The following is a 17,152-nucleotide window of genomic DNA, read 5'->3' as shown; positions in this document are numbered from 1 at the left end:
CTGAGTGCAACTTGCCGTCGCGAGGAAACGGCATTCAACTTTCGTCAAATTTACATATACATGCCGCCATTGACATGCAACTCCTGTCCGGTCACATAACCGGCACCGTCTGAGGCCAAATAGACCACAGCGTTGGCAATGTCTTGCGGCTGTCCCAGCTTGCCCAAGGCAATCTGCGACTGCAGTGCTTTCTTCTGCTCTTCGGGCAACTGGGCCGTCATATCGGTCTCGATGAAACCAGGCGCCACGCAGTTGACCGTAATGCCACGGCTGCCCAGCTCCTTGGCCAGCGAGCGCGTCATACCTGCCACACCCGCCTTGGCGGCCGCGTAGTTGGCCTGACCGGCATTGCCGGATGCGCCCACCACACTGGTGATGCTGATGATACGGCCAAAACGCTGCTTCATCATCGGACGGATGGCAGCGCGGCTGGCACCGAACACGGCCTTCAGATTGGTACCCAGCACGGCATCCCAGTCGTCATCCTTCATGCGCATGGCCAGGGTGTCGCGGGTGATACCGGCATTGTTGACCAGCACATGCAGACCGCCCTGGGTCTTGACCAGGCTGTCGATCAGCGCTTCGACGGCAGCGCCATTGTTCACATCCAGCGCAACGCCGCGCGAGCCGGCAAAGGCCGACAGCGCTTGCGAGATCTTGGCAGCGCCGTCTTCGGTCGTTGCCGTGCCGATCACCTGGTAGCCGGCTGTGCCGAGCGCCTGGGCGATGGCCGCGCCAATACCGCGCGATGCGCCGGTAACCAGGGCGACTTTGGCTGTGGAGGTGGTTTCAGTCATGCGATGGCTTCTTTGGTTTCTTGCAAGGTGGCGGGGTCGTACAGAGCCACACCGACGAGTTCAGGGTCAATGCGCTTGGTCATGCCGGTCAGCACCTTGCCCGGGCCGCACTCGACCAGGTGGGTGGCGCCCAGCGCACGCAGGCGCTGCACACACTCAACCCAGCGCACGGGGCCAAAGGCCTGGCGGTACAGCGCATCACGGATGGCATCGGCCTCGCTGGGCATCGCCACATCGATATTGTTGAGCACAGGAATCCGGGGCGCAGCCAGTTGCAGCTCGGCCAGCGCCAGCTTGAGCTTTTCAGCAGCGGGCTTCATCAGGCTGGAATGGAAAGGTGCCGACACCGGCAGCGGCAGCGCGCGCTTGGCACCCGCTTCCTTCACGGCCAGGCTGGCCGCTTCCACCGCGGCCTTGGAGCCGGCGATGACGGTCTGACCGGGGTCGTTGAAGTTCACCGCCTCGACGACCTCAGCGCCACCCAGCTGGGCAGTCACCTGGGCGCACACGGCCTTGATCTTCTCGGCATCCAGACCCAGCACCGCAGCCATGGCACCGGCGCCGACGGGCACGGCCTCCTGCATCGCAGCACCACGCAGGCGCACCAGCGGCGCGGCCTGGCTCAAGGTCAGCACACCTGCAGCCACCAGTGCCGAATACTCGCCCAGCGAGTGGCCTGCAACGGCCATCGGCTGTGGGCCGCCTTCGGCCTGCCAGACACGCCATGCGGCAACACCCGCGACCAGCATCACCGGCTGGGTGTTGGCGGTCAGTGCCAGCGTTTCCTTGGGGCCGTTCTGGATCAGCGCGCCCAGGTCCTCACCCAGCGCATCCGAGGCTTCTTGCAAAGCCTGGACAACGGCGGGGTGGCCACCCCAAGCATCGAGCATGCCCACGGACTGCGAGCCTTGGCCCGGAAATACAAATGCAAAAGCGCTCATGTCTCGGTTCAAATCAGTTTTTTATCAATCGGCGGATGGCAGCAGTCTCGGCAAAGCCGAGCCATGCTACATCGTCAGCAGCACGGCGCCCCAGGTGAAGCCACCGCCCACGCCTTCAAGCATCACATTCTGCCCAGGCTTGACCTGGCCGCTGCGCACCGCATGGTCCAGCGCCAACGGGATCGAAGCTGCCGAGGTGTTGCCATGCTGGTCCACCGTGACGACGACCTTCTCAGGGGCAAGCTTGAGCTTGCGTGCCGTGCTCATCATGATGCGCAGGTTGGCTTGGTGCGGGATCAGCCAATCGATATCGGCTTCCTGCATATGGGCTTTTTCGAGCGCAGCGCGCGCGGCCTTATCCAGAACGCCCACGGCGAGCTTGAACACGGCCTGGCCATCCATGCGCAGCAGCGGCGAGCCAATCACCTGGCCGCCCGAGACATTGCCCGGCACGCACAGAATGTCGACATGGCTGCCATCGGCATGCAGCTCGGTGGCCAGAATGCCGGGCTTGTCAGAGGCTTCGAGCACCACGGCGCCGGCACCATCGCCAAACAGCACACAGGTGGTGCGGTCATTGAAATCAAGAATGCGGCTGAACACCTCGGCACCCACCACCAGCACACGCTTGGCGCTGCCGGACTTGATCATCGAGTCCGCCACCGTCAGCGCATAGACGAAGCCGCTGCACACCGCCTGCATGTCAAACACCGGGCAGCCATTGGCAATGCCCAGCTTGTTTTGCAGGATCGCGGCAGTCGACGGGAACACCATGTCCGGCGTCGAAGTGGCGACGATGATCAGGTCGATATCGGTGGCCTGGATGTTGGCAGCCTGGAGGGCGTTCTTCGAGGCCTCCAGCGCCAGATCGCTGGCTACCACATCGGGCGCTGCAAAATGGCGCGCCTTGATGCCAGTGCGCTCCACAATCCACTCGTCGGAGGTTTCCAGACCGCGCGTGGCCATTTCAGCGGCCAACTCATCATTGGTGACACGACGGGGCGGCAGGTAGCTGCCAGTGCCGATAATGCGGGAATAAATACTCATCGAATTCAGGTAGGAGACGTCACGGTTTTGGCAGCAGCAGCGCTGTCTGCCGACATCAGCAGGGGCGCTGCCGTCTGAATCTTGGTCTGCACACGCCCCAGCAAATCATTGCGGGCGGCATCATAGGCGCGCCGCAAGGCATGCTCATACGCCACCGCATCGGCCGAGCCATGGCTTTTGAAAACCAGGCCGCGCAATCCGAGCAATGCAGCCCCATTGTAGCGGCGGTGGTCCACCCGCTTCATCAAGCGCGCCAGCACCGGGTAAGCGATCACTGCGGCGATCTTCGTGAGCAGGTTGCGCTTGAACTCCTGCTTGAGCCCGTTGCTGATCATGCTGGCCACGCCTTCGCTGGCCTTGAGCGTGACATTGCCGACAAAGCCATCACAGGTCACGATATCCACCGTGCCCTTGAAGATGTCATTGCCTTCGACATTGCCGTAAAAGTTGAGATAACCCGATTGGCCAGCCGTGCGCAGCAGCTCGCCGGCACGCTTGATGACCTCGCTGCCCTTGATGGCTTCTTCACCAATATTGAGCAGGCCGACGGTGGGGTTTTCGGTGTTTTCGAGGGCGCTGACCAACGCAGAGCCCATGACAGCAAACTGCAGCAGATGCTCTGCCGTGCAGTCCACATTGGCGCCCAGGTCCAGCACCGTTGTGGCGCCGCCCTTGGCGTGGGGAAGTTGGGTGGCGATAGCCGGGCGGTCGATGCCCTCCATCGTCTTGAGCACATAACGGGCAATGGCCATCAGCGCGCCGGTATTGCCCGCCGATACGGCCGCCAGTGCGGCGCCTGTCTTCACCTGGCTGATGGCCACCCGCATCGAAGAATCCTTCTTCTTGCGCAGCGCCACTTCCACCGGGTCATCCATAGTGACCACTTCGCTGGCAGGCACGATGGTCGCACGCTCGTGCTGAAAAGACTGCAATGCCTCCGCCTGCCCGACCATCAGCAGATGGGCATCTGGGTGGCTATCCAAAAACTTCCTGCATGCGGGCAGCGTGACACGGATACCTGCGTCTCCACCCATGCAATCGACGGCCAGTGTGATCATTCGTTCGGTAATTCTTTGACGTTGTTCGCACCGAGTTCCAGTCCGCCGCGCCCCGCGCCGCTTCCTGGCAAGCAATAAAAAAGGCCCGCGCTACTATGTAGCTGCGGGCCTTTTTTATACAGCTATGGCTTAGGCTTCCGACTTGTTCTTCAGCACTTGGCGGCCACGGTAGAAACCGTTGGGGCTGATGTGGTGGCGCATATGGGTTTCGCCGGTGGTAGGCTCCACAGCGATACCAGGCACGTTCAGTGCGTTGTGCGAACGGTGCATGCCGCGCTTGGAAGGGGATTTCTTGTTTTGTTGAACAGCCATGATGGCTCCTGAGTCTTGAAAGGGTTGGTGACATGGCCTGCGCAATCACAAACGCATGCCCTAAATTTACGCGACTAGCCCATTAAAGACACGAGGGATTCGCGCGAAGCCTCAAATTATAGCAAAGATCGCAAGCAGGCTTCAAGCCACCCACACTAGGATTGGTTTTTATCGATACGCAGCGATGCCAGCGCCGCAAAAGGATTGGCTTTTTCCGCAGGGCGGTCGTCGAAATCCTGGGTGGCGGACTCCAGCTTCACATCGACCGGGCAGACATCGTGCATGGGCACCATGGGCAAGGCCATCAGCAGCTCGTCCTCGATCAGCTCCAGCGCATCGATCTGGGGCGCCAGCACCAGCACGTCCTCTTCGCTTTCATCGTCCAGCGCGGCCGCCGTAGCCTCGTCCTTCACAAAGCGGAAGGAGCGGCTGCTCTCGACGGCCACATCCACCGGGCGCATGCAGCGCTGGCACTGCAGCTGCATCCCGGTTTCGGCATGCAGATGCAGCCAGGCCTGGCCTGCGCCACCAGCCGATTCCACCCATTCACCATCCAGCACCCAGCGCACAGGCTCGGCCGCAGCAGCCTGGCCGCGCTGGTCTTCGGCCAGCAAACGGGCCAGCTGCCCCAGGGGCAGCTCGCCTTCCAGCGCCGCGTTTTGGTGGGCAAAGGCCTTGATCTCAAGGCGATTGACTGAAAATTCCTTTGTCATGCGCGCCAGTGTAAGAGAATCTGGGCATGTCTGAATCCCTGATGCCCCGCGCCCTTGTACTGGGCTCCACCTCCCGCTACCGGCGAGAGCTTCTGTCGCGTTTGCGCCTGCCCTTCGAGACGGCCGCCCCCGATGTGGACGAAACCCCACAGCCCGGCGAGAGCCCGGCCGCGCTGGCGCTGCGGCTGGCGCTGGCCAAGGCCCATGCGGTGGCCGCCCAGTACCCCGATGCCATCGTGATCGGCTCGGACCAGGTGGCCGACCTGCATGGCCAGCCCTTGGGCAAACCGATGGTGCATGACAAGGCCGTGGAGCAGTTGCGCGCGATGAGCGGGCAAAGCATGCAGTTCCACACCGCCGTGGCCGTGGTTTGCAAGGCCAGCGGCTTTGCGCAGGCCGATACCGCCGTGGTGCGGACCGTGTTCCGCCCGCTCGATGATGCCGAGATTGAGCGCTACCTGCGCGCCGAAACCCCCTATGACTGTGCCGGCAGCGCCAAGAGTGAAGGCCTGGGCATCACCCTGCTCGACGCCATCGAAAGCGACGACCCCACCGCCTTGATCGGCCTGCCCCTGATCCGCACAGCCAGTTTGCTGCGCGCTGCCGGATTGCTGTTGCCATGACCCAACAAACCACCAAAGGCCGCCTCTTCCTGGTGCCCACTCCCCTCGATTTCGGCTGCGCCACCGAAGCGCCGCTGACCGATGTGCTGCCGCTGCACACCGTGCAAGCCGCCGCCCGCATCACCCACTGGGTTTGCGAGAACGCCAAAAGCTGCCGCGCTTTTTTGAAGCGGGTGGATGCCGTGGCGCCGCTGGCGCTGCCACTGCAACAGCAAAACATTGCCGAGCTGCCGCGCGAAGCCCATAAAAAAGGCGACCACAACCCACAGACCGCCGCCAGCAGCGACAGCAGCAGCCTGGTTGCCGCCGCACTGCAAGGCCATGATGTCGGCCTGGTCAGCGAGGCGGGCATGCCTGCGATTGCCGACCCAGGAAGCTCCGTGGTACGCGCCGCCCATGATGCGGGCATCGACGTGGTGCCGCTGGTCGGCCCCACCTCGCTGCTGTTGGCACTGGCCGCCAGTGGCCTCAATGGCCAGAACTTTGCGTTTGTCGGCTATGTACCCAGCGATGCCTCCGACCGCAGCGCCCGCCTGCGCGAGCTCGAGCAGCTGGCGCTGCGCCAGGGCCAGACGCAGATCTTCATCGAGACCCCCTACCGCAACCAGGCCCTGCTGGGCGCGCTGCTGCAAACCTTGCAGCCCAACACGCGCCTGTCCATCTCCAGCGGGCTGACCTTGGAGAGCGCCAACACACAAAGCCGCCTGGTCAAGCAGTGGAAGCCGCTCAACACCAGCCTGGACAACCGCACCCCGATGGTATTTGCGATTGGCCGTTGAAGGCCGTTAAAGGCTGCAGCCCTTGCGGCTGCGACCATGAAAAAAGCGGTGCCAAGGCACCGCTTTGTCATTCAACCATGGACCTTGTCAGCGCACACTGGGCAGCAGCGACATGGAACGCAAGGTACCCACGGCCCCCGCGCCCACCGAGGCACCAAAACGCTTGGCAAAGCGCTCGGCCACATTGTCGCGGCGCGTGTAGTCGACGACCTCTTCGGCACCAACGACATCGCGGGCCACCTGGTCGAGACTGCCCAGTCCATCGGCCAGGCCCAGCTTCACGGCCTCTTGCCCGGTCCAGAACAGGCCGCTGAAGGTGTCATCGGTTTCCTTGAGACGGTCACCCCGGCCCTGGCGCACCACCTGGATGAACTGCTGGTGGATCTGGTTGAGCATCTGCTGCGCATAGGCCTTTTGCTTGTCATTCATCGGGCTGAACGGGTCCAGCATGCCCTTGTTCGCGCCAGCGGTGAGCAAGCGGCGCTCCACACCCAGCTTGTCCATCGTTCCGGTAAAGCCAAAACCATCCATCAGCACACCAATGCTGCCGACGATGCTGGCTTTGTCGACATAGATGCTGTCGGCCGCAGAGGCGATGTAGTAGGCGGCCGACGCACAGGACTCCTCGACCACGGCGTACATGGGCTTCTTGTACTGGGCCTTGAGGCGCACGATCTCGTCATTGATCATGCCCGCCTGAACGGGGCTGCCACCAGGCGAATTGATCAACAGCACCACGGCCTTGGCGCCATCGTCCTCGAAAGCGGTGCGCAGCGCGGCAATGACAAATTCGGCACTGGCGTCCGCACCGGAAGCGATCTCACCCTTGAGTTCCACCACCGCAGTGTGCTCGGAGGAGGTTTTGGCGGCCGAGCCATCCGAGCCAAACAGATAGCTGCCCAATGCAATCACCAAACCCAGCCAGACCAGGCGGAAGAAAATCTTCCAGCGCCGAGCGGCGCGCTGCTCCTTGAGCGTGTCAAAAGCCAGGCGCTCCAGCACTGAGCGTTCCCAGCCCGGGCTGGGAGCTGCGGCAGCGGCGGGCGCCGCAGCGGCCGTCTGCCCCCACAGGTCGGGCGCCGGCGGCGGATTGTGCTGAGGATGGTTATCCATGGGGTTCATCTTAAAAATCAACAGGTTGGAGACGGTTATCCGGGTGCCAATAGACCACGCCATCGCTCTCACTCAGCGCAACCTTGACCAAACCGCCACGACAGGGACCGCCGGCACAGGCTCCAGTATCGGGCACATAGGCCGCGCCGTGGGTAGCACAGAGCAACCAGTTACCTGTGTCGTCGAAAAAACGCCCCGGCTGGTAGTCCATCTCCATCGCCACATGGGTGCAGCGGTTCAAGTAGGCGTGCACGCCATCGTGGTAGCGGATCGCAAAGGCCTGGCAGGCCTGACCGGCGTACAGAACATCAAAGGCAACCGCCCGTCCGCCGTGCACCAGCGCATCGCTCTGGCACAGGGCCAGCATGGGGGCCGGAACTTCTGCCATCACCACACCTGTTCACCGCGTCTCATCTGACTGTACATACAGACAGTGATTGCACCATAGCTAGGCATGATTCGCCATCCATTGTTGCAGTTCAGCAACGGAATGGGCCACATACAAAGGCTTGAAAGCCTCAAACCCACCGTAATGGTGCGCCCCATAGCTCACACCCACGCTGGCACAACCGGCATTGACGGCCATTTGCAGGTCATGCGTGGTGTCGCCCACCATCAACAGCCGCTCAGGCGCCACATCCAGCTCGGCCATCAGCTCCTGCAGCATCAGCGGGTGGGGCTTGCCTGCTGTCTCGTCCGAGGTGCGCGTCGCATGGAAGCGCCCCTTGAGCAAGGTCGTATCCAGCACCCGGTCCAACCCATGGCGGTTCTTGCCGGTGGCAACGGCCAACAGGTGGCCGCTGGCGGTCAGCTGGTCCAGCAGTTCCAGAACGCCCTCGAACAAGGTCACCTGCTCCTGGCGCTTGAGGAAATGCAGGCGGTAGCGATTGGTCAGCGCCACCATCTGGTCCTCCGGCACATCGGGCGCGGCATGGCGCAGTGCGCTTTGCAGGCTCATGCCGATGACATACTGGGCTTCTACCAGGCTGGGCACCGTACCGCCCACATCCCGCACCGCGTCCTGGATCGACAGCGCAATCGCCGCCGTCGAATCAAACAAGGTGCCATCCCAGTCAAAGGCGATCAGGTCAAATTGGCGGGCCATCGGGTGTTCTTTCTATATCTGTCACAAAACTGATTCACCGGCCGCCGAGGCTGCCGCCACAAAATCCCCCAGCTCCGGCGGTAACTCTGCGCCCAGTTGCACACGCTCTGCCGTCTGCGGGTGGTTGAACTGCAGGCGCCAGGCGTGCAGAAACATGCGCTTGAGGCCGTGCTTGGCCAGGCGCTTGTTCAGATCGAAGTCGCCATATTTCTCGTCGCCGGCAATCGCATGGCCACTGCTGGCCAGGTGCACGCGAATCTGGTGGGTGCGGCCGGTCTTGATCGTCACCTCCAGCAGGCTCATCGCCGGCAGGCCCAGCGGGTGCCGGGCTGCAAACACCTGCTGCACCTTGACCAGCGAGACCGAGCGCATACCCTCGGGGTCGTCGGCCGTCGTGGCGCGCACGCGGCGCTCGCCGTCGGGCAGCAGGTATTTGCGCAGCGGTGTATCGATCACCTTCTTGTTGGCTGGCCATTCACCGATGACCAGGGCCAGATAGGTCTTGCCCGTCTCGCGCTCACGGAACTGGTCCTGCAGATAGGTCAGGGCCGAGCGCTTCTTGGCCACCAGCAAAATGCCCGAGGTTTCGCGGTCCAGCCGGTGCACCAGCTCCAGAAAGCGGGCATCCGGGTGGGCACGGCGCAGCTGCTCGATGACGCCAAAGCTGACGCCCGAGCCGCCATGCACCGCCACACCGGCGGGTTTGTTGATCGCCAGCATGACATCGTCATCGAGCAACAAGGGAAACTCCCTAGCTGGCACGGCGCGCTCGGCTTCCTCGGGCTTGGCCGCGACGCGTACCGGTGGAATCCGGACCACATCGCCCGGTTGTACGCGAGTGTCCGCTGTCGTGCGGCCCTTGTTGATACGGACTTCACCCTGGCGGATGATGCGGTAGATATGGGTCTTGGGTACGCCCTTGAGGTGGCGCATCAGAAAATTGTCCAGGCGCTGGCCTGCGTCGTCGGGGTGGACCTCGACCAGCCTTACAGCCACTGGGGGTGCTTGTGGACTACGGGGCTCGCCCGGTTTGCCCCCTATAATATGTTTCACCTGCGCGATAGAGTTATTGGTTTACCGGTGAGCAGTTTAATTCACCCACCAGTACCCGCACAGGCCGGTCGATGTCTGGCTGATCGCCTTGCCGCCCCACCTGCATACCAAAAGATTGCGCAGGGGACGCCAAGTGAATCAGGCGGACAGACACATTGAAACAACGAAAAAACAGATTTTTGGCGACCGCTGTCGCAAAGGCCTGCAACCAGGCCCCGCTCAGCTGATCGTCTTCACACCAACATGTTGATTTTGTGGGCTTGGATGGCAACTCTCTGGCACAGCAGCAGCTGTGCGCCAGTGCGTCTTGCCGTGCCCGCTGTGCGCATGTTCTCAGGGCAGATATCCCAGCCGGAGGCAGCCCAGCGCTGGCTGGCCGGGTATTTACATGCCCTCTCCCGCGTGCCTAGATCCCCTGTGCTGACATAAGTATTACCAGCAAACATGACACGCTCTGTGAATTCTTTCGTTTCTCTGCGTCTGTCCCGGCATCTGTGGCTCCAGTAAGAGCCTGTTTATTGTTGGGATTGGAGACAGGTGCCTGACTGACAAAGGCAGCCTGTCCCGCATTACGAAGGACGCGCATCATGAAACGGATGCTGATCAACGCCACGCAAGCTGAAGAGCGCCGCCTCGCCATTGTTGATGGCCAAAAGCTGCTGGACTACGAAATCGAAATCGAAGGCCGCGAACAACGCAAAGGCAATATTTACAAAGCCGTTGTTACCCGGGTCGAACCCTCCCTGGAAGCCTGCTTTGTCGACTACGGCGAAGACCGCCACGGCTTTCTGCCCTTCAAGGAAATCTCCAAGCAGTATTTCGCCGAAGGCGTCTCCCCCAGCCAGGCCCGCATCAATGATGTGATCAAGGAAGGCCAGGAGCTGATCGTTCAGGTCGAAAAGGAAGAACGTGGCAACAAGGGCGCGGCCCTGACCACCTTCATCTCGCTGGCCGGCCGCTATGTGGTGCTGATGCCCAACAACCCCCGTGGTGGTGGTGTCTCGCGCCGCATCGAAGGCGACGAGCGCGCCGAGCTCAAGGAGGCGATGGACCAGCTGGACTACCCCAAGGGCATGTCCATCATCGCGCGCACCGCCGGCATCGGCCGCAGCGCACCCGAGCTGCAATGGGATCTGAACTACCTGCTCAAGCTCTGGGGCGCCATCGACGGCGCAGCCAAGTCGGGCAAGGGCGCCTTCCTGATCTACCAGGAATCGAGCCTGGTGATCCGCGCGATCCGCGACTATTTCCACAATGACATCGGCGACATCCTGATCGACACCGATGACATTTATGAACAAGCCCAGCAGTTCATGGCCCATGTGATGCCTGAGCATGCTGCCCGCGTCAAGCGCTACCGCGATGACGCGCCGCTGTTCAGCCGCTTCCAGATCGAGCACCAGATCGAGTCGGCCTACTCCCGCACCGTGACCCTGCCTTCGGGCGGCGCCATCGTGATCGACCACACCGAAGCGCTGGTCTCCATCGACGTGAACTCGGCCCGCGCCATCAAGGGCGGCGACATCGAGGAAACCGCCACCCGCACCAACCTGGAAGCGGCCGACGAAGTGGCCCGCCAGATGCGCCTGCGCGACCTGGGTGGTCTGATCGTGATCGACTTCATCGACATGGAAGAGTCGAAGAACCGCCGCGATGTGGAAAGCCGCCTGCGTGACGCGCTGCGCCAGGACCGTGCCCGTGTGCAATTCGGCACCATCAGCAAGTTCGGCCTGATGGAAATGAGCCGCCAGCGCCTCAAGCCTGCGCTGAGCGAAGGTGCCCACATCAACTGCCCACGCTGCGGCGGCTCCGGCCACATCCGCGATGCGGAAAGCTCGGCGCTGCAGATCCTGCGCATCATTCAGGAAGAGTCGATGAAGGACAACACGGCAGCCGTCAACTGCCAGGTGCCGGTCGAAGTCGCCTCCTTCCTGCTCAACGAAAAACGTACCGAAATCCAGAAGATCGAGCTCAAGCAGCGCGTGTCCGTCACCATGGTGCCCAACAAGGCGCTGGAGACCCCGCACTACAAGCTCGAGCGCATGAAGCACGACGACCCCCGTCTGGACTCGATGGAGGCGAGCTACAAGCTGGCTGACCCCGAAGAGGAAAGCCTGGGCTTCACCCGCCGCTCGCAAGAGCCGACCAACAAGCAAACTCCGGTCATCAAGGGCGTGCTGCCCGATGCACCGGCGCCGATTGCCGAGCCACGCCCGGCACCTGCTGCACGTACCGCCAATCCGCAAAACGGCAAGCCGGCAGGCGCCCCCGCCGCAGCGCCCGCTGCAGCTCCTGTGGCCGCACCGCAAAAGGGCTTCTTCGCCTGGCTCAAGCGCTTCTTCGGCATGGCCCCTGAGCCAGCACCGGCTCCCGTGCCTGCACCAGCAGCAGCACCGGCTGCCGACGCCCGCCGTGAAAGCCGCGATGGCCGCAACGCCAACAACCGTGGCGGCCGTGGGGACCGTGCAGAGCGCGGCGACCGTGGTGACCGCAAGGACGGCAACCGCCCGGCCCGTGGTGAGCGCGCCGAAGGCGAACAACGCGGTGAGCGCAATGGCCGTGGCAACAACGGCTCGGCCGACGGCAGCCGCAGCCCCCGTGGCGGCGACCAGGAAGGCCGCAACCGCCGTGGTGAGCGCGGTGACCGCCAGGAGCGCAGCCGCCGTGACGACGCCCCGCTGAACCCGCAAGCCGGCGATAACGCCGCCGCCAACGGCGAGCGCCAGGAGCGCGCACCCCGCCCCGAGCGCGCTCCCCGCGAGCCGCGTGAAGGCCGCCGCGACCGTGGTGAGCGCCAGGACCGCCGCAACAACAACGGTGAAGAGGCGGCCCAGCCCCTCAACGCCGTCGCACCGGCACCCCTCAACGCTGATGCGGTGATTGCCTCCCTGCCATCGCTGGACCTGGATACCGGCAACCAAGCCGCACCAGGCGCTGCTGATGCAGACGGCGCAACGCCAGAACGCCGTGAGCGCCGCTCGCGTGACCGCTATGGCCGCGACCGCCGCAACCGTGGTGAGCGCGAGCGCAATGGCCGTGACGAGCAGGCCGAAGGCGACAACGCCGCCGCCGACTCGGGCTTTGGCGCCGATGCTGCCCCTGCCGTGCCGCAAGACACCGACGAGGCACCACGCCGCAGCTACTTCAACGCAGCGCCTGCCGCCGCACCGGTAGAAGCCCCAGCGCCCGCCGTGGCCGATGTGGTACCGGCTCCTGCCCCTGTGGCGCAAGCCGAGGTACCGGTTGCTGCCCAGGAAGCTGCACCCGTGGCCACTGTGGCCCCAGCCGTGCCTGCCGCCCCCGTCGCAGCAGCACCGGTGGTTGCAGCCCCTGCGCCAGTTGCTGCCGAGCCCGCCAAGGCCGGTCTGCCAGCGATTGCCAGCTACAGCCTGCCGCTGGATGCACTGCACCAGATCGCCAGCACCGCAGGTCTGCAATGGATCAACTCCGATGCCGACAAGATCGCCGCCGTGCAAGCGGCCATCGCCGCCGAGCCCAAGCCGGTGCATGTGCCGCGTGAGCGCCAGCCCGTGGTGCAGATCGACCAGGGCCCGCTGATCCTCGTCGAGACCCGCAAGGATCTGACCGACCTGGTCCTGCCCTTTGAGCGCGAAACCGCTTAAAAGACGCTGACCCAGCAACCCTCAGGCCGGAGCGATCCGGCCTGTTTCATTGATGGAGCCCCTGATGCTGTTTCTGCTCTCGCCCGCCAAATCTCTGGACTATGAAACCCCGCTGCCTGCCGGCCTGCCCAGCACGCAGCCCCAGTTCATCCCCCAGTCCAAGGCCTTGATCGCGGTGCTGCGCACCCAGTCGCCGCAGCAGATCGCCAGCCTGATGGACATCAGCGACAAGCTGGCCGCGCTGAATGTGGCCCGCTATGAGGCCTGGTCGCCCAAGTTCAGCAGCAAGAACGCGCGCCAGGCCATCATGGCCTTCAATGGCGATGTCTATGACGGCCTGCAGGCCTCCACCTTGAGCGCCAAGCAGCTGGACTGGGCGCAGTCCCATCTGTGCATGCTCAGCGGCCTCTACGGCGTGCTGCGCCCGCTCGATCTGATGCAACCCTACCGGCTGGAGATGGGTACGCGCCTGGCCACCGAGCAGGGCAGCAACCTCTACCATTTCTGGGGCACGCAGATCGCCGACTACCTCAATGCGCAGCAGGCCGGCGAAGACAAGCCGGTGGTCGTCAACCTGGCCTCGCAGGAGTACTTCAAATCGGTCGACCGCAAGGTGCTGCGCGCCCGCGTCATCGACTGCAGCTTTGAGGACTACAAGAACGGCCAGTACAAGACCATCAGCTTCTTTGCCAAGAAGGCCAGGGGCATGATGGCGCGCTACGCCATCGAGCACCAGACCAAGACGCCGGCGGCGTTGAAGAAGTTCGGCACTGCAGGCTACGCCTTCACGCCCGAGGCCTCGAGCGAAGACCATTTCGTGTTCAGGCGCAAGGTCGATTGATGGCACTTTGATGCACAATGGGCCGCGAAAGGAATCTGATGACAGCCTCGCAACCCCTCACCCCGGAACTGCGCGCCTGGATCATTGATCAGGCGAGCGCAGGCGTCAGCGCCGACCGCGTATTCAAAGCCATGTGCGATGCCGGCTGGAATGCCGATGTCGCCGAGTCTGCGATGGAATCGGTGCTGACCGAGCACCTCGCGCAGTTGCAGGCGAGCAGGGAGACCGTAGCGGCTGCCTCTGCGCCTGCCGTCTCGTCCCGTCCGCTGCCCGAACCCAACCTGGCGCAATCGCCCTCCACCATTGATGTCGGTGACCGCGAAGTCAGCGTGCTGCTGTCTCTGCAGCACCCGCGTGTCGTCGTCTTCGGCAACCTGCTGTCCGACGAGGAGTGCGATGCCATCATCGCCGCCGCTGAGCCGCGCATGCAGCGCTCGCTGACCGTCGAGACGCAGACCGGCGGCGAAGAAGTCAATGCCGACCGCACCAGCGATGGCATGTTTTTTCAGCGTGAGGAAACACCTGCCGTCGCCGCGCTGGAGCGCCGCATCGCCAAGCTGGTCAACTGGCCCGAGAACCATGGCGAAGGCCTGCAGGTGCTGCACTACCGGCCCGGTGCCGAGTACAAGCCGCACTACGACTACTTCGACCCGACCCAGCCCGGCACGCCGACGATCCTCAAGCGTGGCGGCCAGCGCCTGGCCACCCTGGTGATCTACCTGAACAACCCGCAAGCCGGCGGCGGCACCAGCTTCCCCGATGTGGGGCTGGAAGTCGCACCGCGCCGTGGCAATGCCGTGTTCTTCAGCTACCCCGCGCCCGACCCTGCAACCAAGAGCCTGCATGGCGGCTCACCGGTGATCGCCGGCGAGAAATGGATCGCCACCAAGTGGTTGCGCGAGGGCGAATTCAAGTAAACCGCAGCCGCCGCCTGGCCCCGCGCAGGCAGCGGCCGCTTTTTGTTCCACAGCATGACCGTCTCCCCTTCGCCCGAGCAATCGCCCCTGGGCCAGCGCTCCGCCTACATCGACCAGTACGACCCTACCCTGCTCTTCCCGCTGCCCCGCCAGGCCAAGCGCGACGAGATCGGCCTGCAGCCCGACAAGCTGCCCTTTTTTGGCGCCGACCTGTGGACGGCCTATGAAGTCTCCTGGCTCAACCTGCGCGGCAAGCCCCAGGTCGCGCTGGTGAGCTTCACCATCCCCTGCGAAACACCCAACATCGTCGAGAGCAAGTCCTTCAAGCTCTACCTCAACAGCTTCAACAACAGCCGCTTTGGCTCGGCCGATGAAGTGCGGGCCAAGCTGCTGGCCGATATCAGCGAAGCCGTATGGCGCGGCGCGCCCTACCAGGCCTCGGTCGGCGTGCAGATGATCGACCCCGAGGTGTTCGACACCCTGCCACTGCAGGAGCTCGATGGCCTGAACCTGGACCGGCTGGACATCGACTGCGAGCACTACCTGCCCCAACCCCAGCTGCTGCGCGCCGCCTTTGACGAGGCGCCCGTCACCGAGACCCTGTGCAGCCGCCTGCTCAAGAGCAACTGCCTGGTCACCGGCCAGCCCGACTGGGGCAGCGTGCGCATCAGCTACACCGGCCCGGCAATCGACCAGGAGCGCTTGCTGCAGTACATCGTGAGCTTTCGCAACCATAACGAGTTCCACGAGCAGTGCGTCGAGCGCATGTTTGTCGACATCTGGAAGCACTGCAAGCCGATCCGCCTGACGGTCTACGCCCGCTACACGCGCCGGGGTGGCCTGGACATCAACCCGCTGCGCACCAGCCAGCCGATGGCCCTGCCGGCCAACATCCGCATGGCACGGCAGTAGTCGCACCTCAATCCAGATCGTCGAACAGCGGCAAGGTGTAGGGGTCGGCCTTTGGCTCCGCAACACCCAGGCGGCCTTGGGCTTGGCGCATTGCCTGCCCGTCGCCCACCAGCCCTTGGGCCAAGGCCTGCTCCAGCGGCAGCAGGCCGCCTACCCGCACCCCCAAGAGCCGCAGGCGCTGGTCCAACGGTGCGCGCTTGAGGCACTGGCCCGCCGCATACCGGATGGCAGCGGCATCCTGGGTGTAGAGCGGCAGGCTGTGGTCGCGCGTGGCAATGCGAAAGTCCGGGTAGCGCAGCTTGATGCCAATCGTGCGCCCCACATAGCCCTTGCGCTGCAAATCAGCGGCCACCATCTGGCACAGCTCGGTAAAGATGGCCCCCAGCTCGGCCTTGTCGCGCACCGCATGCAGATCGCGGTCAAACGTGGTCTCGCGGCTCATCGATACCGGCTCGCTCTCGGTCACCACGGGCCGGTTGTCCCGCCCCCAGCTTGATGCATGCAGCCAGGCGCCGTAGCTGCGGCCAAAATGCTCCACCAACCAGGGCAGGTCCTTGGCGGCCAGATCGCCCAGCGTGTGGATGCCCAGCGCCTGCAGCTTGGCATCGGCCTTGGGGCCCACGCCATTGATCTTGCGGCAGGCCAGCGGCCAGATCATCGTTTGCAGATCGCTCTCGAGCACGATGGACACGCCATTGGGCTTGTTGAACTCGCTGGCCATTTTGGCCAGTTGCTTGTTGGGGGCCACCCCCACCGAGCAGGTCAGCCCGGTGGCCGCATGGATGGCCGCCTGCATCCGCAGCGCCAGGCTGCGGCCATGGTCGTCCTGACCGCCTTCGACATGGGTGAAGTCGATGTAGACCTCGTCCACGCCCCGATCCTCCATCTGCGGCGCCATCGCGGTGATGATGGCCTTGAACTGGCGCGAAAAATGCCGGTAGCGCGCAAAATCCACCGGCAGCAAGATGGCCTGCGGGCACAGCTTGGCCGCCTTCATCATGCCCATCGCCGAACCCACGCCAAAGGCGCGCGCCGGGTAGGTGGCCGTGGTGATCACGCCCCGGCCCACATAGTCCTTGAGCTGCGGAAATGCCTCGGGCGGGATCGCGTCGAGCCGGTCGCCATAGCGCGCTTTCAGCGCTTCATCTTCGGCCCGGCGGCCCCCGCCGATGATGACCGGCAGGCCCTTGAGCTGCGGGTAGCGCAGCAGCTCGGCCGAGGCATAGAAGGCATCCATGTCCAGATGCGCAATGCGGCGGCGCGGAGGCAGAACAGGCGGCGATGGCGAGGGGGCGGAGCACACCTGGCTATTGTCTCC

17 protein-coding genes are annotated in these 17,152 nt (G+C 63.8%); 6 read left to right on the top strand and 11 right to left on the bottom strand.

The window, feature by feature from the left end:
- Positions 1-50: 50 nt before the first annotated feature.
- From fabG to ACCQ08_RS19765, 6 genes are all read right to left on the bottom strand, one after another.
- A complete protein-coding gene (gene fabG, locus ACCQ08_RS19790) occupies positions 51-797 on the bottom strand; it encodes a 3-oxoacyl-ACP reductase FabG (RefSeq protein WP_313331008.1) in 747 nt (248 codons plus the stop codon).
- A complete protein-coding gene (gene fabD, locus ACCQ08_RS19785) occupies positions 794-1,738 on the bottom strand; it encodes an ACP S-malonyltransferase (RefSeq protein ID WP_373450754.1) in 945 nt (314 codons plus the stop codon). Before fabD ends, fabG begins: the two co-directional genes overlap by 4 nt.
- A gap of 66 nt (positions 1,739-1,804) precedes the next feature.
- Positions 1,805-2,785, bottom strand: coding sequence for a beta-ketoacyl-ACP synthase III (locus ACCQ08_RS19780; RefSeq protein WP_312461755.1), 981 nt, complete (start codon positions 2,783-2,785; stop codon positions 1,805-1,807).
- Between the two features lie 5 nt (positions 2,786-2,790).
- Positions 2,791-3,843 (bottom strand): phosphate acyltransferase PlsX, encoded by a 1,053-nt coding sequence (plsX, locus tag ACCQ08_RS19775; protein WP_239810965.1) that lies wholly within the window; start codon positions 3,841-3,843, stop codon positions 2,791-2,793.
- A gap of 129 nt (positions 3,844-3,972) precedes the next feature.
- A complete protein-coding gene (gene rpmF, locus ACCQ08_RS19770; RefSeq protein WP_021027949.1) occupies positions 3,973-4,155 on the bottom strand; it encodes a 50S ribosomal protein L32 in 183 nt (60 codons plus the stop codon).
- Between the two features lie 155 nt (positions 4,156-4,310).
- Positions 4,311-4,868, bottom strand: a complete 558-nt coding sequence (locus tag ACCQ08_RS19765) for a DUF177 domain-containing protein (protein ID WP_239810964.1) — start codon at positions 4,866-4,868, stop codon at positions 4,311-4,313.
- A gap of 26 nt (positions 4,869-4,894) precedes the next feature.
- Between ACCQ08_RS19765 and ACCQ08_RS19760 the strand changes: the two genes are divergently transcribed.
- Together ACCQ08_RS19760 and ACCQ08_RS19755 are read left to right on the top strand one after the other, a co-directional pair.
- Positions 4,895-5,491 (top strand): Maf family nucleotide pyrophosphatase, encoded by a 597-nt coding sequence (locus tag ACCQ08_RS19760; protein ID WP_373450753.1) that lies wholly within the window; start codon positions 4,895-4,897, stop codon positions 5,489-5,491.
- The gene (locus ACCQ08_RS19755) at positions 5,488-6,270 is read left to right on the top strand and encodes an SAM-dependent methyltransferase (RefSeq protein WP_373450752.1); all 783 of its coding nucleotides are present in this window, start codon (positions 5,488-5,490) and stop codon (positions 6,268-6,270) included. The genes ACCQ08_RS19760 and ACCQ08_RS19755 overlap by 4 nt, the downstream gene beginning before the upstream one ends.
- A gap of 87 nt (positions 6,271-6,357) precedes the next feature.
- On the opposite strand, the gene ACCQ08_RS19750 is transcribed toward ACCQ08_RS19755, so the two are convergent.
- The 4 genes from ACCQ08_RS19750 to ACCQ08_RS19735 are packed head-to-tail and all read right to left on the bottom strand — an operon-like array spanning position 6,358 to position 9,541.
- Positions 6,358-7,392: a S49 family peptidase gene (locus ACCQ08_RS19750; protein ID WP_239810961.1), complete on the bottom strand. Its 1,035-nt coding sequence runs from the start codon at positions 7,390-7,392 to the stop codon at positions 6,358-6,360.
- 1 nt (position 7,393) lies between these two features.
- Positions 7,394-7,771 carry a Rieske 2Fe-2S domain-containing protein gene (locus tag ACCQ08_RS19745; RefSeq protein WP_312461751.1) on the bottom strand — a complete coding sequence of 126 codons (378 nt, stop codon included), beginning with the start codon at positions 7,769-7,771 and terminating at the stop codon, positions 7,394-7,396.
- Between the two features lie 60 nt (positions 7,772-7,831).
- The gene (locus ACCQ08_RS19740; RefSeq protein WP_373450751.1) at positions 7,832-8,488 is read right to left on the bottom strand and encodes an HAD-IA family hydrolase; all 657 of its coding nucleotides are present in this window, start codon (positions 8,486-8,488) and stop codon (positions 7,832-7,834) included.
- A 21-nt stretch (positions 8,489-8,509) separates the two neighbouring features.
- On the bottom strand, positions 8,510-9,541 hold the full coding sequence (locus tag ACCQ08_RS19735) for an RluA family pseudouridine synthase (protein ID WP_373450750.1): 1,032 nt from the start codon (positions 9,539-9,541) through the stop codon (positions 8,510-8,512).
- Positions 9,542-10,128: 587 nt separating this feature from the next.
- Here ACCQ08_RS19735 and ACCQ08_RS19730 point away from each other — a divergent pair.
- From ACCQ08_RS19730 to queF, 4 genes are all read left to right on the top strand, one after another.
- Positions 10,129-13,164, top strand: a complete 3,036-nt coding sequence (locus ACCQ08_RS19730; protein ID WP_373450749.1) for an Rne/Rng family ribonuclease — start codon at positions 10,129-10,131, stop codon at positions 13,162-13,164.
- Positions 13,165-13,228: 64 nt separating this feature from the next.
- Positions 13,229-14,005: a peroxide stress protein YaaA gene (yaaA, locus tag ACCQ08_RS19725; RefSeq protein ID WP_312417293.1), complete on the top strand. Its 777-nt coding sequence runs from the start codon at positions 13,229-13,231 to the stop codon at positions 14,003-14,005.
- 38 nt (positions 14,006-14,043) lie between these two features.
- Positions 14,044-14,922, top strand: coding sequence for a 2OG-Fe(II) oxygenase (locus ACCQ08_RS19720; protein WP_239810955.1), 879 nt, complete (start codon positions 14,044-14,046; stop codon positions 14,920-14,922).
- A gap of 54 nt (positions 14,923-14,976) precedes the next feature.
- Positions 14,977-15,834: an NADPH-dependent 7-cyano-7-deazaguanine reductase QueF gene (gene queF / locus ACCQ08_RS19715; RefSeq protein ID WP_373450748.1), complete on the top strand. Its 858-nt coding sequence runs from the start codon at positions 14,977-14,979 to the stop codon at positions 15,832-15,834.
- A gap of 7 nt (positions 15,835-15,841) precedes the next feature.
- On the opposite strand, the gene ACCQ08_RS19710 is transcribed toward queF, so the two are convergent.
- Positions 15,842-17,071, bottom strand: coding sequence for a DNA polymerase IV (locus ACCQ08_RS19710; RefSeq protein ID WP_239812635.1), 1,230 nt, complete (start codon positions 17,069-17,071; stop codon positions 15,842-15,844).
- Positions 17,072-17,152 lie beyond the last annotated feature (81 nt).

The organism is Comamonas sp. SY3, assembly GCF_041730275.1.
Taxonomy (GTDB): Bacteria; Pseudomonadota; Gammaproteobacteria; order Burkholderiales; family Burkholderiaceae_C; genus Comamonas; species Comamonas sediminis.
The sequence above is the reverse complement of the archived record's forward strand: the minus strand, read 5'-3'. Positions and strand labels throughout refer to the sequence as shown.